Consider the following 15,873-nt stretch of genomic DNA (forward strand, 5'->3'; position numbering starts at 1 on the left):
GCATAACCATGGCGCACAAAACCGTCCAGATTGGCAGGCACACCTTTGTTGGCGGGCTCACGTGGGTTGCTCTATCTCGCCCACGCGAACTAAAGAAAGAAGCCATCGCTTATACATCCAAGTTCAGCTGCGATCTCTACGTGATCCGTCACGGAGTTGGTACATCCCAAGTTGGCACTGCACTTACCTCCGACGGCGCGGCTGCCAGACAGCTATCACTTGCAGCCGCTGTTGCAAACTCCGTTGCGGAGTCACCAAACCTATTTCCATCATCACCTGGTCGGAGCCAGTCTATCAACGACTGGCTGGGAGTCTTCTCCTGTGGCAACGATCAATACGCGTTCATTGCCGTACGTGATGGTTCTATCCTTCCCAACGGGGACTTTATTGGCTCGTACGTCGAAGCTATCGAGCAACTTGAACACCATTACGGGATCGGTAGTTGGGCGGCCATCATGGGTAGCCCTGAAGTTGGACAGGCGGGTTACCACAACTTTCTCGCCATCGAGCTTGAAACGCTTCTCGCGCTCAAGGGGGGGAAGCTTAATAGTCCAGCCCAGTACCAACTTCAAGCGCTCAAGTCAGGCTTCACTCGCCAGCAGATCATTGTCTCAGGCCTCGCTCTTTCAATCGTCTCGATCGGTGGAGCCTTCTGGTACATGAAGAAGGTTGAAGCTGACCAACTGGCCGCCATTGAAGCACAGCGACAGGAGCTGCTTGCACTTCAGGACGGTGCTGCAGCTCAGGTCGAGCGTGATTACCCCAAGGGCTGGCACACGGTTGCGGTAACCGGCAGCTTCCTGAGCCTTTGCCAAAGCCACATCACATTTCCAGCTCCCGGTGGGTGGTACCTCGAGACGTTCATCTGCGACGGCGTGGCCTCCGAAGCACTCTACAGAGCAAATGGGGCGCGTGCTGACAATCTACTGGCTGCTATGCCGAGCGCAGACCTCAACCCGGATGCAACACAGGCGGTACTGCGCAAGCCGCTGGAGAACCTGACCTACAGGGAAGATGAGTTGCCCACCATTGGCGACGTTCAGCGAGGGTTTGTGAGCCTGCTACAGGGCCTCAAGGTTCCGTACGCCGTTGGGAATCCAGAGTCCCCACCGGCCCCACCCATGAGTGCCGAGGAAGCTAAGGTCACAAAGATGACTCCGGCCGAATGGCGCGAATACACGTTCGCTGTAGGCCCGATCGGCCTCGCACCCAATGCCATGCGAAGCGTCCTGGACTTCAATGGGGTTCGAGTCACGAAGGCGACCTACCAATCAGGAAAGTGGACTTACGAAGGAAAGATCTATGCGAAATAAGACCGTAATGATCGCAGCGGTTTGCTGCGTGCTATTGCCGCAGTTGAGCATTGCAAGCGATCCCGACGGAATGGATCTGACAAGGATCAACGGCGAAGTGGACATCCTGAAGGCCAAGCTCGAGCGAGAGAAGCTGCGCCAAGCCCTGCTTGAAGCCAGCGGTCAGAACCGTCGTGATGCCCCCGACGAGAAGCGCACCGAAGTCACGGTCAAGTGGGTGGAGGGATTCGGAGCTGACCGCTGGGCAATGCTCGTCATGCCCTCGGGTAATGCTGTCGAGGCGCGCACAGGTGATCGCCTCCCCGACGGGAGCATCGTTGCGGAGATCGGTACAAACCGGGTAACGATCAATCGCAGCGGTCGCGCAGTACCGCTCGAATTCCTAAACCGTTCAACCCCAACGAGTGCCACATCTCAGATGACTCAGAGCCTACCAATGGGTATGGCCCCGATGCCCAACTGATTAACCGGGGGTGATGATGAGCTTCTTCCGTAACCTGCGAAATGCGGTTCAGCCTAGTGGTCAGCAAGTCACCGTGGCAGGAGTAGGGGCAGCGGCCGCTACAGTGAGCGCCAGAGGCGCCGTGTTAGGACAACAATCTGTGCGATCTGCATCAGCACGAGATGTACAGAAAAAGGCCTTCTTCGAGGATGCCCCATTCGAAGAGAACATCGTCGTCGATTTCAAGCGAACAACAATTTGTTCTGCCGAGGGCGAACTTCATGCCAACCATGAAGCGGCTAGGCTCCTATGCTTCTTGTCCGACGGACGCCTCTTGATCGCCCGCGGTCAAGAGACCAACGCGCACGTGATGTCCTACGTCACGCTGCTGAGGCGCAAAGGGGTTGAGTACCGGATTGTTAGCACCACCTTGCGCTCAATCGCCAACGTCTACCAGGCCGCGGGTGTGGCCATAACAGACGATCAAGGTCAACACAGCAAGACCCAGATGCAAGTAGCCGGGATGAAGATCATCTCCGAAGCAGCTGCATCTTCAGCCTCAGACATCCACATCCGAATCGACCGGTCTGGTACCGACATCTTGTATCGAATTCATGGCGAGCTCGAGAAGGCACACGAGCGTGATCACGAGTACGGGAAGAAGCTCGTCCGTTACTACTACCAAGCCATGGCTGACGTCTCCGAGGAAACCTTCAAGGAAAACATCCGCCTGGACGCTCGGATCGGTGACACGTCCAAGTTGCCCCCTGGGCTGAATGGTATCCGTATCGCTGCAAGCCCGACTGCAGAGGCGACCGTGATGGTGTTGCGTCTGCTCTACAACGACGCACTCGATTCTCATGATCCTTGTGATCTTGGCTTTTCCACGGCTCATAAGTTCCTGTTCGAGCACATGCAGGAGCAACCGATTGGGCTGAACATCATCAGCGGTCCAACGGGATCGGGGAAGTCGACGACCCTTCAACGGTTGCTTCGCGCCTACATCTCTGAGACGCAAGGCCGAAAGCATGTACTAACAGTTGAGGACCCCCCTGAGTACCCGATCATCGGCGCAGTTCAAACACCAGTTGGTAATGCAACAAGCCAGCGGGAACGCGAGGAGATGTTCATCGCTGCAATCAACGCAGCAATGCGGCTAGATCCGGACACCATCATGATCGGCGAGCTTCGAGACAAGCCTTCAGCTGAGCTGGCATTAAGGGCTGCAACGACAGGTCACCAAGTATGGACAACGCTGCATGCAAACAGCGCACTTGGTATCGCTGATCGCATGATCAACATCGGCATCGAACCCGATATGCTGCTTGATCACACTGTATTGACAGGACTGATTAGTCAGCGCCTGGTGAAGAAGCTATGCCCGAACTGCAAGCAACCTCTTCGTGACCACCTGAACAAGATGCCCTCACGTACGCTGGAGCGCATCCAACGAGCTTTGGGTTCAGATTGGATCGACGTGTTTATCACTGGTGACGGCTGCGAGCAATGCAATCACCGTGGTTCAATCGGTCGAACCGTATGCGCTGAGATCGTGATCCCGGACCCAATGCTGTGCGAATACCTGCGGCGCGGGGAACGCGTTCTGGCTCGAAAGCACTGGCTTCAAGAGCAGCAGGGGCAGTCGATCGTTCACCACGCTATTGAGAAGGTCAAGTCCGGAGAAGTAGATCCGATGATGGCCGAGCGAGTTGTCGGCTCACTCCACATGGCAGAACTGCTCTACGACAACATGGTCACGGTTGGGGAGGTTGTTGGTGACAAGTTCTGAACTCGAACTTCGCCTTGCCAAGCTGGCATTTACAGCATCCCAACGTCTGCGTACGTGGCAGATGATGGCGGTCATGTTACAGAACAAGATCGGTATCGATCAGATTCTGACTGAACTCTACGATCGTGCTTCTGACGGCGGCAATAAGCCCAAGGACACACTTGCGATGATCTACGCTGAGTGGCGAAACATCATCCTTAATGGCGGCCGTTTTGCTGACGCAATCAACGGTTGGGTGCCGACCATGGAGCGAATGGTGATCATGTCAGGGGAGCAGTCAGGCAACCTGCCTCGTGCTCTCGAGTCGGTGATCGAAATCGTTGAAACAAATCGCCAAGTGCAGTCTGCTGTAATAGGGGGGCTCTTTTACCCAGCCATACTGATCACGGCAACTGTTGGTTACCTGCTTCTCTTTGGAATCAAAGTCATCCCGGAATTCACTCGAATCCTGGATGTAAGTAAGTGGGGACCGCTCGCAAAATCATTGCATACTCTTTCAACACTCACAATCGAGTACGGGTTGATCTCGATCGTGGCGATCGTTGCCCTTGCAACCTCGATAACCGTGACCATGCCAATTTTTACTGGCTCCATTCGAATAAAACTCGACAGGATCCCACCATGGTCGCTTTATCGGCTTGTCGTTGGCTCAGGTTTTCTTTTTGCTTTGTCAGCTCTTCTGAATGGTGGCATGCGCATCAACGACGCCCTCGTTTCAATCAAGGGGACAGGGACCCCTTACCTTAATGAGCGTATTCAGGCATATCTCTACGGTATCCACGGCGGCATGAACGCTGGTGATGCGATGAAAAACGCAGGTTTTGACTTTCCATCGAAAGAAATCGTCGCAGACTTAGGAATCTACTCTAAGTATTCAGGTGACTTTGGTGACGCCCTTGATAGGGTCGGGAAGCAATGGATGAGAATGGGGCTAAAAACGATTCAAGCGCAGATGAAAGTGCTCAACGGCATAGCCATAGCGTTCATGGCCGTGGTTTTAATGTGGATCGTTGCAGGTTTCTTCGCCATTCAACAGGAAATTGCATCTCTTAGCAGAAATATGTAAACCTTAATTCAACACCGTACATACCCAAGCCGCAGTACATAACCAATTCCTTTTCAGGAGAAAACAATGAGCAAAAACACCAATACCTCTCACATCATCCACCAACGGCAGCGCGGGGCGTCGTTGATCGAGATCATTTCCTACCTTGGAGTAGCTGCAATCGTGATCATCGGCGCGGTCATGCTGCTGTCCGGTGCATTCAGTTCCGCGAACTCCAATCGCGCTATCCAGGAGATTTCTGCTCTTCAACTGGCGGTGAAGAAGCTGTACATGGGGCAAACTGCCGGGTACGGAACAGCAAGCATGAATGAGCAGCTTATCAAGTCGGGACAAGTTCCTTCGACCCTGAACCACATTACAGCATCGCCATGGACTATCACCAATTCATGGAATGGAGGAGTTGTGGTCTCAGGGAATAGCACAACTTTCCAGATCGAGTACCAGTCGATTCCTCAAAACATCTGCATCGAAGTTCTGACAGGGCTCGGGACTCAAGGCTGGAACTCAATCACAGCGGGCACCACCGGGGCTACTGCAGTCACAGTTCCTGTGACTGTTAGTGCCGCAACAACTGCATGCACTGCAACCAACATCCTCCGGTTCCGCAGCACCTAATGCAAGAAGGAGGCTAAGAGGAAAAAGGCACCTCCTCTTTGCCTCCACTTTAGGTACATCCTGGGCAACAAAGTGTAGGTTAGCTCTCTTCTATCCGCCAGACGTAGATCAGCAACTTAGTTCAACTCTTAAACTGACAAGGGCACGAGCTGGCTCTAGACGATACCGACGCGGCTGACCATGGGTACGTGATCCGAAGGCCGTGGTGACAGTTCGAGAACCAGTGATACCAGACAATGATTACTCAGACGATTGAGGCGACTTGCGTCAGGGAAATGACGTTTGCTGATTTGTATCTTGGCCACCCCAGCCTGGGCAATCGTTTTTCCGCCGTACCGAGAGCGCCCGCTGATCCGGTATTAGCTTCACCGGCGCTGGATAACGACCTCAAGGCGCTCTACCAGCGTTGCGTCGACTCTTATTCCGCTATCAGAGACTCTGACTTTAAACTTGAGTACGACGGCGTAAGCTATCGAGTTGCAATCATGCAGTCGATGGGTGGGCTCGTCTTCGTACTCCGTAAGATGGTGAGTACCATCCGTAGTATGCAAGAGCTTGGGGTTCCGTCCGTATACACGCAACCGCTGATGCAGCAGAACTTACGCGGACTGCTATTGATTGCTGGGACAATGAATTCAGGTAAGACAACCACTGCGGGAGCAATTATTGCTGGTCGTTTGGCCAGGTACGGTGGGGTGGCGGTTACAGCCGAGGATCCGGTCGAGCTTCCGTTGGAAGGGGAGTATGGCCTGGGCGTGTGCTTCCAAACACATGCCAGCAGAGAGCGGGGGGGTTTTGCTGAGTCGTGTCGAAGCCTCGTGCGCTGGGGGGCAAAGATCATCTATCTCGGTGAAATCCGTGATGGCGACACCGCGGTGGAAGCACTTCGTGCAGGCGTGAACGGTCATCTGGTCATATCGACTTTACACGCCGAAGACATCCAAACGGCGCTGCGTAGAATGCTCGCGATGTCGGCTGAGCACTTCGACACCAGCAGCGCACAGAGCTTACTTGCTGATGGTCTCGTTGGGGTAATGCATCAGCGTCTTGTAGGAGACCCAAGGAGGCTTGAGGCGGATCTACTCATGCTCTCAGATGCTCCGTCTGCGACATCAATGATCAGAGATGGAAAGCTGGAGCGGCTGGCTTCTGAGATACGACTCCAGCAGGCAAGGCTAATCCAATCTGCTGCGATGATGGATCAACGCTAATGTACCCCTTCGTTTTCCTGGTTTCTGCGTTGGCGATCATTGGATCGGTCTCAACACTGTACTTTGCGAGAAATGAGCCATTGCCTCCAGTTGAGGGCACAGCGAACATCCTAGCCGATAACCTCATCGTATATGCGGACTCTGTAGCTCGGTTTGTAGCGCTTCAGCCCGTCCGCTATACCGCCCCGGGTACCGGTAATCGTGTTCCAGATACCTCACTCAATTTCCCAGCATGGTTCCAGCGAAATCCTAGATGGGATAACAAGGTCATCGACGGAATGGTGACAGTGTTCTCAGCCACCCCATACAAGGGACCGGGCCTCAGCGCCGAACTCGCAAAGCGCACACATGGCTCATATCGAGCAGGCATCACGGCGAATGATCGTGAAATCATTTCGTTCCAACATGGACGAACAGGAATTATCGTCCCCACGGGCATACCTGCGAATGTCCCCGTCTATCAAGTGATAGTTAAGCAGTGACCCGCTTTCTTACCGATCTGACAAAAGAACTCGCCGCAATAACAAAGATCGGCACAGATATTACCATCATGCTCTGGGGTATGAAGTCAGGTGCAATACCAGATCGCGACTCTAGGAGATGGATCATCATGACTCTCGAGGATCATCTGACTCTGGTGGATACTCTCCACCATGCTTTGCAATCAAGCGATGAATGCTATCAAAGAGTCGCGGCCAAACGTATTTATGACGTAATAAAGAACATCCAAGATTTGAGAAACAAACGCGTACATAGTGACGGCCAGATGATGGCGATTGACAAAGACCTATTATTCACGTCTCCACTCGAGCAAGCAGAGAAACCTGTTATCGACGTGCTGACTAAACTATCAACTAGGAAGAGGGCCGATCCATGACCCATTCAACGCAGTTGTCCGGAGCCGAATCAACCGCGGTTACTGAGGTCCTGCTTAAGCTGGCCAATAGTGAGCTTAATTTCTCTGATGTCCACATAGAGCTAGATCGCCCGATTAAGGTGAGGATGCCGTATGGCTGGGAGGAAATCGATGATAGTCCGTTGCTCACGCATTCAGATATCACGGACTTTCTACAGATCACAGATCCTGAATGGAAAACCAACATCGAGCAGCACGCCATCAGTCGTGCGATTGATCTTTACTCATGTCGCCTACGTCTGAACGCTTTCAAGGCAGGGGGTGGCAGGTCGTTAGTAATCAGTGTTCGTCGGCAGCCACTACAGCCATTGCCCTTGGAGGCTACAGGCCTACCGATGTATCTGAGAACGCAAGTGTCTCACCAACGCGGATTGATACTTGTGACCGGCCATACAGGTGCTGGGAAAACCATGACGATGGCTTCGTTGCTTGACAATGTGAACAGGAACCGTAGCGCTCATATCATCACGATTGAAGACCCGATCGAGTTTGTTCATGAACGGAACAGATCGATAATCTCATCCAAGGAGGTCGGAATTGATACCCCATCGTTTGCTCAAGGCTTGCGGGACTCCTTACGGCAGAAACCTGATGTGATCATGGTCGGAGAGATCCGCGATCATGAAACTGCTGACACCGTGTTCGCGGCCGCCGAATCGGGCCACCTGGTGCTTGCATCGCTGCATACCAATTCCGTCCTAGGAGCAATCAATAAAATGCTGAGCTGGTTCCCTGACGAGACGGCCCATCGGAGCAGAATGCTCGCGGACTCACTGCTTTGCGTGATCTCTCAAACACTCATTCCCTCGGCTGATGGCAAGCGACGCGTGCTGGCACCCGAGATCCTGCTGAATCAGGACAAAGCCGTTACGGAGTGCTTGGAGAAGCCCGAAAAGCACTCGATGCTGCGCGATTTCATGCATGAGTCCAGAGACAAGATGAGCCAATCGCTGAACAATGTGCTCGTCAATCTCGTTAGAGATGGGAAGATTACGGACCGTGAGGCTATGAGGAACACTAATGACCGAGTAGGACTAATGGGTCTGCTGAACGGTATGCCCCACTAGCTTCTCAGTACAATACGGCCGCACAACCGCACTTAAAGTGCGGCTTTTTTTGGGCTCTTGCACACAGGACAAGGTGCGGTACCTTAGTTCATAGAGGGCCGGATCTTTCACGCCGGCCAAACCACTGGAGTCCATCATGATCAAGAATTTCACCTACACCATTCCGACTATCGGTCGGATCAGCATCGGCGAGAAGGTCGATTGCAATGGTAAAAACCTTCCTTCGCGCTTGAATCATTTCGTCATCACTGCCCAGCACAAACGCGATGGGAAGTGGGTTCCGCATCCGATCACGGATGCCATCGCCAAGGAAACAAAACAGGAGAAGGACAAGATCACTGAAATCCCCGTCTGCCTTATGTTCAACGACCCCGATCTGTCGCTGAGAGAACGATTCGAGGCCTTCGATGACATGGGGCGCATGCTCTGCGCCGGGGACGGCGAAAAGGCACGTCGCATGTGCGGCGGGAAAGTCGAGTCAGTCGATTGCGCAGGTCCCGATCACTGCGAGTTCGCGCGTACGGCGCGCTGCAAGCTGATGACACGTCTCAACGTCCAGATCAATGTGGAGTTGACTGACGAGGCAAAGGCATCCTCGGACCCGCTGTCCTCTTTCATCCTGCGAAGCTCTGGGTTCAACACAGCTCGCACCCTGCACAGCAAGCTTCAAGCGCTGCATAGTCTGCTGGATGGCAAGCTGATCGGCGTCCCTCTCACGCTCAAGCTGCGCCAGAAGAGCACCACGCAGTCGTATCAATCGATTTTCTACTATGCTGACCTGGTACCCGCCGTGCCCTTACTGGAAGCGGCTGCGCTCGCTAAGGCTACGGCCGAAATGATGAAGGAAGCAGGCCTTAACCAGGAGAAGTTCGAGGCCCAGATCAAGAATGGGCTCGATAACGGCCCCTTCGAAGAGACCCTCGAAGACCTCGTGGAATACGAGGATTACCTCGGTGATGACTTCCGCACCGGCACGCCCGGAGAAGGTAGTAGCCCTACCGGTGACGACGCGGGCGATGGATTCGTCAGTATCGATACCACCCGGGAGGATACGGACGCCGGACTCGAAGGCCTCCGTAAGCTCCTTCAAAAGCAAGCTGCCTGACGGCTAGGTAGTCCGAGAGAAGCGGCGGCCTCTGTGGCCGCCGTTGTCGTTGATGGCTGTCATCAGTTCATCCGGACGACATGCCGTATATTCATGGCCTCAACTACCTCACGCGATCCCCTTTCGCGCCAAGGCCTCTCGCTCGGGTAGGAGTCGATTCGGATCTTCTAGTCTGTGGCTGTACAAGTCCTGCCAGTAGAAATCTGCACGCTCTCTGGGATCAACTGGCAGGTGCGGGCCAACAAAGCAGAAAGGGTCCTCCAAACCAAGACGGGGCCCGAGAATCGTCGGCAACTCGCTCAGCCTTGTCACGTCATCTTCAGTGTAGTTGAGTCTAGACAAGGCCTCGATCTCAAGCTTGTCCTGAATGAAAGCGCCTTTCTCTCGGGCCTGACGAATCACGTCATAATCGATCAAGACATGATTCAAACGTAAAGTAGCATTGTACTCCGCAATACCATACATCATTAGAGCGAACGCCATGCCGTATCCAAAGAGATTGAACCCACGATAAGGCATCGACCACGCAAAGTAGTCAAACGCAGCTTCGATAAAGATGAGTAAGATCTGAAGGAGAAACGCAAAGAGGAAAAAGAAACTGACTGATATGACGAAGGTAGCATATGGCACCGTTACGACTGAGAACGCCGACACTGTACGACCTTTCACCAACTGACTGACCCGCAACAGATTGCCGGAGAACCGACCCGGCGAGAAGGCAGCGATTTTAATAAGCACAGCAAATCCACTCGCGGCAAAGAACGAGTCAAATAGCCGGTTCTTTACCCCAGTGAGAGTGGAGTTCGCATACAAGACAAAATAGACAATTGTTGTCGGAAAGAAAGCGAATGGCAAAGACTTGACTACACCCAAGGGAAGCAGGTAGAGCAGCCTCCATTTATTCGTAGTCACCTCCGTGAGGTATAAAAACGCGAGCAAGGCATTGTGGGCGAGCCTGTAACCAATAATCATCGCAATAACCGGATACTCGAACATGCCTCCGTGTACACTCCAAAGGCTCCGTCTGATCTCGGCCCAGGGCTCGATATAAATGTATGAAGAAGCAATCAAATAGATTGCCAGGTAGTAACCGCAGAGTGGGAGACGATCATCAAAGAGATGTTTCGAAATATCGATTAACTTCGGATCATACTGATGATTGTTTTTCCGAAACTCTGCTAACTCCGCGGCGGAAAACTCTCTTTCATAGCCCTTAGCTTCATCCCCCATCACCATTGGGCTAAAAAATGGGTTGTACTGCGATGCCATGATGTTGCGCATGGCATCGCCGCACTCTCTGACCCGAAGGGTTATTGCCTCAATTATTGAAAACACAGAATATCTCAGCGACGGCGTCGATCTGAAATCATTCCCTACGCCTCCATGGTGCGTTCTCAAGTCCGCTCTTGAAGTCTGCCACGTTGTCCGCTTTCTGCATCACGCCATAGATTGCAAGGCCAGCCACCACAGCCGATTTCGAATTGCCTGTCAGACCATTACTGGCGGTGATAATGTGATTGACGTGACCAGGTGTCGTTATGGGCGTGCTGAAATAATCAGCGGCACGAGCAACCGTATTGAGATTGGCTGCAACATGACTTTCGAGGGCCTCTCGTGCTTTACGATTATTGAGCACGGTGGCTAGATTCTCACCGCGGTATTTACTCAGCAGCTTAACCCCTGACCCCACTGCAGGGATTGCCGCTGCGCAATCCAACACTCGCCCTGTCGTTTCTCCGAACAGTTCATCGGAATCTGTCTTGGCAAGGTCATAGAGATGGGCCACATAAGGCCGGGCGGCCGCGAGTTTTGGTCTGAGTGCAGCAACGACCCCCTCAGTGACGCCCTTGCTGGAAGCAGCACACCGGAGTCCAGATACCGCAGTGCCTGCAACAGGTAGAATGGTCATCATGTCCGCTACAGCTTCGCTGTCGCTATCAAACTCTTTGAGCTTCTTCGCAATTCGTGCGTCTGCAGCGAGGGATTGCGCAGATTGTACGACACCTTCCTCACCGACATAAAAGCTCTGCGTGTAGAAGATTCGGTCGGTCTTTCTCTCGGTGCAATCAACCTTTACAAACGCGGAGTAATTACCGAAGTATTTCTGCGCTGGGTACATGAGGGCTGTCGGGCGAGAAGGTGCAGGCCCATTCCTTCCGCCTGTAAGCCATTTGTCGAATTCTGCGTATGGTTCTGCGCAACCCTTGTTGTATGCGAAGTGAGCGGTTTTCGATGACAGTTCGGCTGCGAGACGGAACGGTGAATTGAGTCGTGCCGCTTCACGCTCCGCTTGAGCGTGGGCTTGTCTATCGGTCGTAATTCGTCCCATGCTGTCGAGCATCGGACCACCCGGATAGAAAGTTGTCCGTAAGTAGTGCGTGAAATGAGGCTCCGCTCCAATACTGATTCGCCTCCTCATATCGCTCGTCAGCGAGTCACCGAGGTTATAGAGGATCGGGCCGGCTGCCTGTCGTGGCGCTCTGAAGGGTGGGGGAGGGGGCACATACGCCAAGGTTCTCAGCGGCACCTCCGCGGTTCGATCAGTGGGATTATAGAATGCGTAGGTCATCCCCTTCGCCGTTTCCCTCCGCACCAAAACCGTCCCATTTTCGAGCGCAAACGGAATGTTAGCCGGAATCGCATCCAGGCCAAAGGTTGTGGCAGCACGGCCGGTGACCTGCCCCTCGGAACCCTTGCCCGTTGTCTCGGAGATGATCCGCATCGCCTCCAGGACTGCTCCGACACCTTTCGCCGCCACATCGACCGATGACCCTTTGGTCAGGATGGACTCGAAGGGGTTACCAAGTGAGAATTGCGCGCTTCCTTGCTGGGTCGGATTGTTGGCAAGAAGGACTACTACCGAGCCGGGTTGGAGCGTAAACGATACACCTTCAGTCCGCCCCAGCTCGTCGACGGCCTGTTGCGTGGCAACGTTGAGCGCGAGTCGAAGCGACGCGAACTGACCGTAGTAGGCATTCAGTACGCCTACGAGCTCGAACTCATCACGAAGGATCGCCTCCGTGATCTCGCGCCGAAGCAGCTTGGTTACCTCGCTCAGTGCCGCCACATCTTCCAGGCTTCCGTCGAAGGGGAGTGCCCCCATACCTGGGACGCGCACGTCATCGACTTGCGTGAGCTTCAACTGATTGAACGTGATCGACTCACGGGCAGGTTTGTTTGAGGTTCCAGTGGGAACGGTTGCGCAACCGCCGGCGGCCAAGGTAGCTGCGAGCAGTGCGAGTGTCGTGAGGCGTGGTTTGAACATAGATGTCATATCGAGGTAGTCGTTGGATCATGATTTCACACGTCGCCTTTTCTTCAAGGGTGCCTGTGGCGCCGCGAGAGGACCATGTCACGTTAGCACTCATCTATATGACGGCTACCCCCATAAAACACCGGTTCTTAAGCGTTGTTCGACCCAGCCTTATCCGAAGCACCTGTAGCTGTAGTGGCTTGCAATTGTAGCGGACCCGGCTCGCAATCCAGGTCTGTTCCCGGCTCAGATTATCTGCAAATGGCCAAGCCGCCGGCCTCACATTCCTTGCAACCCGGCTTGCAATCCATCCGGCGGGCTCGCAATCCAGCGCTGCCGGCTCACGCTTTCTGCAATTGACCCCGACCGTCACTCAGGGGACTGCCCCAACCGTTTGACGGCTGGAGCACTGAGCAAGGATCGCATCTGCGTGATGGCGATGCCGTTGAGCTGCGCCAGCCGCTCGGAGGTCGATAGCCCCTGATGGATCGGAACCGCGTTGATGCTCTCAAGGTTCGAGAGCACGACCAGTTGCTCCAGCGTCGCGCCGTCGCGCATGTTGCCTGGCTGACCAGGATTGGCCTGCCGCCACTGCGCGGCCGTCACGCCGAACAACGCGACGTTGAGCAGGTCGGCTTCGCTGGCGTAGACGGTGACGGTCTGGGCCTTGGTCAGTTGCGGCGGTATCTGCCGCTCCTTGATGGCGTCGGTGTGGATGCGGTAGTGGGCCTTGGCCAGCGTGCGCTGGAAGTTCCATTCCAGCGATGTGGCGCGGGCCTCGTCGTCCTTGAGGCGCTGAAATTCCTTGATCAGGTACAGCTTGAACTCGGGGCTGAGCCAGGAGCCGAATTCGAATGCGATGTCGCGGTGTGCGTAGGTGCCGCCGTAGCGCCCGGCTTTGGCGTACAGCCCGATGGCGCCGGTCGCGTTGATCCACTTTTTGGCCGACAGGTAGAAGCTGTTGCGCCCCGCCTCATTCCTAATTCCCTCGAATTCGAGGGAATTGAAGCCGCGGTTGTTGATCTGCTCCCACACCCCCAGGAACAGCACCGTGTCTTTGTTCTTCAGCCACTGCTCGATGAGCGCACTGCCACCATCGAAGTTCTTCAACATGTCGGTGAGCGAGATGTAATCCTGCTCATGGCGCGAGGTGATGGCGACATCGGTGCCTTGCACGGTGACCGCACATGCTCGTCGGCTATATGCGCGTCTCCACCGACAGTGATCGCCAGTCCACCAACCTGCAGCGCGATGCGTTGCTGGCAGCCGGCGTCGATGCGCGCCATCTGTTCGAGGACCGCGCTTCTGGCGCCAGAGATGACCGGCCCGGCTGGACCAAGGCGCTGGAATTCTTTCAGCCGGGCGACGTGCTGGTGGTCTGGAAGCTGGACCGGCTCGGTCGCTCGCTGTCACACCTGCTCGCCATCGTGAATGCGCTCAAGGAGAAGCGGGTAGCGTTCCGCTCGCTGACCGAGAACCTGGATACTACGACGCCCTCGGGCGAGTTCCTGTTCCAGGTGTTCGGCGCGCTCGCGCAGTACGAGCGCGCACTCACGAGCGCGCACTCACGAGCGAGCGCGTCATGGCCGGGCTCGCTGCCGCCAAACGGCGTGGCCGTCGCGGCGGCCGTCCGCCGGCGATCACCGGCGAGAAGCTCGACGCCATCCTCGCCGCGCTCGATGGCGGCATGTCCAAAGCGGCCGTGTGCCGCAACTTCGGTGTCAAGCGCACCACCTTGATCGAGACGCTAGCCCGGATCGGCTGGCCAGCGGGCCTCGCCAAGCAGCCACGTCGCGACACGCTAGACAGTGGCGACCCGAAAGATTCGCAGCGGTTGTAGGACACGCACGATGGGGCGCAAGCAGATTCCCTACGACTCGCTCCTGCAGCTCCGCCAGCGGCTGGACCGCCTGCCGCACAAGAGTCCGGAGCGAGTTGCCCAGGTCGCAGCGATGGCCACGCTATACGGTGTCTCCACCGATTCCTTCTAGCGCGCGCTGCGCGAGTTCAATCGACCGAAGGCGGCGCACCGCGCCGATCAAGGCGGGCCGCGCGTGCTGCAACAGGCCGAGTTGGAGCGCTACTGCGAGCTGGTGGCTGCACTCAAGCTGCGCACCACCAACAAGAACGGCCGCCACCTGTCCACGAAGCGCGCAAAGCCGACACGGTGACACATGCAACAACGATGATGAACGCCTATATGGGGGTAAACCGATCAGCGACCTGACCGGACGGCCAGCATCGGCCGGCCTTACTTCTTCGTCATGCCCGCTTCGGCGCTGCGCGCCAGACGGCAGTCGACCCTCAACGGCGGTTCGGGTTTTTCGCCCCAATGACCGGAGTGCAGCGAACTCAGTCACTCGGCGCCGCTCATCGTGCGCGCGGTGACGGACTCACTGTGGTCACCGAGACGTGAACCGTGCCCTGGACTGAGCGACCGCTTCACGAGTCGGAGCCGACGTTGCCCCGAAGCTCAACGGGGCGGTTGATCGGACGTTGTCCGCCCTTTGCTTCCCTGCCAACATCCCAGCTCCTCCTTTTCACAGTGCTTGCGGATGAGCCACTCTATAATGTTGGTCATGCTGCGGCCATCGCGGTCCGCGATAATCGAAAGAGCCTGCTTCACTTCAGCGTCGAACCTGCACGCGACCGGGGGGTTCGGACTGCGACCATGTTTGCTCTCCGCAATTCAAGTGTCTTACATTTGAGATACCACTATCAAGCCGGATAACAACAAGTCAATCCGGCGCCATTGAAAGGGAGCGCATGCAGATCAGGCTGCTCAAGATCTCGAATTTCCGAGGTATCTCAGCTCTGGACTGGAAGCCAGGCTCATCCTTCTGTTGCTTGATCGGCGCAGGGGACAGCGGTAAGTCCACGCTGCTCGACGCGGTGGAGGCTACCCTCTCCTCTCGATGGTTCTCATTCACCGAGCCGGACTTTCTGAGCTGCGACACCTCGAACCCCATCGTCATCGAGGCTACGGTCGGTGAGCTGTCCAGGGCCCTCAAGTCCGATGAACGCTTCGGCCTGTACATCCGGGGGTGGACATCGGCGGGCGAACTGCGCGACGAGCCGGAAGGCGAAGACGAGCCT

At 55.4% G+C, this 15,873-nt stretch carries 16 protein-coding genes; 13 read left to right on the forward strand and 3 right to left on the reverse strand.

What is annotated here, in order from left to right:
• Nucleotides 1-8 precede the first annotated feature (8 nt).
• The 10 genes from pilO2 (at nucleotide 9) to B447_RS15660 (ending at nucleotide 9,524) form a co-directional block, all read left to right on the forward strand.
• Nucleotides 9-1,313, forward strand: a complete 1,305-nt coding sequence (gene pilO2, locus B447_RS15625; protein ID WP_083491481.1) for a type 4b pilus protein PilO2 — start codon at nucleotides 9-11, stop codon at nucleotides 1,311-1,313.
• Nucleotides 1,303-1,776, forward strand: coding sequence for a hypothetical protein (locus tag B447_RS15630; protein WP_157384705.1), 474 nt, complete (start codon nucleotides 1,303-1,305; stop codon nucleotides 1,774-1,776). Before pilO2 ends, B447_RS15630 begins: the two co-directional genes overlap by 11 nt.
• Nucleotides 1,777-1,792: 16 nt before the next feature.
• Nucleotides 1,793-3,544, forward strand: a complete 1,752-nt coding sequence (locus B447_RS15635; protein WP_198291820.1) for a GspE/PulE family protein — start codon at nucleotides 1,793-1,795, stop codon at nucleotides 3,542-3,544.
• Entirely contained in the window at nucleotides 3,531-4,610 is a 1,080-nt protein-coding gene (locus B447_RS15640) for a type II secretion system F family protein (RefSeq protein WP_037982963.1), read from the forward strand. Before B447_RS15635 ends, B447_RS15640 begins: the two co-directional genes overlap by 14 nt.
• Before the next feature lie 66 nt (nucleotides 4,611-4,676).
• Nucleotides 4,677-5,225 carry a type 4 pilus major pilin gene (locus B447_RS15645; protein WP_002942515.1) on the forward strand — a complete coding sequence of 183 codons (549 nt, stop codon included), beginning with the start codon at nucleotides 4,677-4,679 and terminating at the stop codon, nucleotides 5,223-5,225.
• A 236-nt stretch (nucleotides 5,226-5,461) separates the two neighbouring features.
• Nucleotides 5,462-6,436, forward strand: a complete 975-nt coding sequence (locus B447_RS15650; protein ID WP_002942518.1) for an ATPase, T2SS/T4P/T4SS family — start codon at nucleotides 5,462-5,464, stop codon at nucleotides 6,434-6,436.
• Nucleotides 6,436-6,918 (forward strand): type IV pilus biogenesis protein PilM, encoded by a 483-nt coding sequence (gene pilM, locus B447_RS23055; RefSeq protein WP_083491482.1) that lies wholly within the window; start codon nucleotides 6,436-6,438, stop codon nucleotides 6,916-6,918. Before B447_RS15650 ends, pilM begins: the two co-directional genes overlap by 1 nt.
• Nucleotides 6,915-7,313 (forward strand): hypothetical protein, encoded by a 399-nt coding sequence (locus B447_RS22625; protein WP_157384707.1) that lies wholly within the window; start codon nucleotides 6,915-6,917, stop codon nucleotides 7,311-7,313. The genes pilM and B447_RS22625 overlap by 4 nt, the downstream gene beginning before the upstream one ends.
• Nucleotides 7,310-8,419, forward strand: coding sequence for a type IV pilus twitching motility protein PilT (locus B447_RS15655; protein WP_002942522.1), 1,110 nt, complete (start codon nucleotides 7,310-7,312; stop codon nucleotides 8,417-8,419). Before B447_RS22625 ends, B447_RS15655 begins: the two co-directional genes overlap by 4 nt.
• Nucleotides 8,420-8,555: 136 nt before the next feature.
• Nucleotides 8,556-9,524 (forward strand): recombination directionality factor, encoded by a 969-nt coding sequence (locus tag B447_RS15660; protein WP_002942525.1) that lies wholly within the window; start codon nucleotides 8,556-8,558, stop codon nucleotides 9,522-9,524.
• Nucleotides 9,525-9,632: 108 nt separating this feature from the next.
• On the opposite strand, the gene B447_RS15665 is transcribed toward B447_RS15660, so the two are convergent.
• From B447_RS15665 to B447_RS15675, 3 genes are all read right to left on the reverse strand, one after another.
• On the reverse strand, nucleotides 9,633-10,805 hold the full coding sequence (locus B447_RS15665) for a hypothetical protein (protein ID WP_002942528.1): 1,173 nt from the start codon (nucleotides 10,803-10,805) through the stop codon (nucleotides 9,633-9,635).
• Nucleotides 10,806-10,890: 85 nt separating this feature from the next.
• Complete coding sequence (locus tag B447_RS22630) at nucleotides 10,891-12,798, reverse strand: hypothetical protein (RefSeq protein WP_157384708.1); 1,908 nt, start codon at nucleotides 12,796-12,798, stop codon at nucleotides 10,891-10,893.
• Between the two features lie 348 nt (nucleotides 12,799-13,146).
• A complete protein-coding gene (locus B447_RS15675) occupies nucleotides 13,147-13,953 on the reverse strand; it encodes a KilA-N domain-containing protein (protein ID WP_002942530.1) in 807 nt (268 codons plus the stop codon).
• An 11-nt stretch (nucleotides 13,954-13,964) separates the two neighbouring features.
• On the opposite strand from B447_RS15675, the gene B447_RS15680 reads away from it, so the two are divergent.
• The 3 genes from B447_RS15680 to B447_RS15685 form a co-directional block, all read left to right on the forward strand.
• Nucleotides 13,965-14,516 carry a recombinase family protein gene (locus B447_RS15680; protein ID WP_002942532.1) on the forward strand — a complete coding sequence of 184 codons (552 nt, stop codon included), beginning with the start codon at nucleotides 13,965-13,967 and terminating at the stop codon, nucleotides 14,514-14,516.
• Nucleotides 14,517-14,627: 111 nt separating this feature from the next.
• A complete protein-coding gene (locus B447_RS22755; protein WP_198291821.1) occupies nucleotides 14,628-14,768 on the forward strand; it encodes a hypothetical protein in 141 nt (46 codons plus the stop codon).
• A 775-nt stretch (nucleotides 14,769-15,543) separates the two neighbouring features.
• Nucleotides 15,544-15,873: DUF2813 domain-containing protein (locus B447_RS15685; protein ID WP_002942536.1), on the forward strand; the 330-nt coding region annotated here is incomplete at its 3' end.

The organism is Thauera sp. 27 (genome assembly GCF_000310125.2).
Lineage (GTDB): Bacteria > Pseudomonadota > Gammaproteobacteria > Burkholderiales > Rhodocyclaceae > Thauera > Thauera mechernichensis.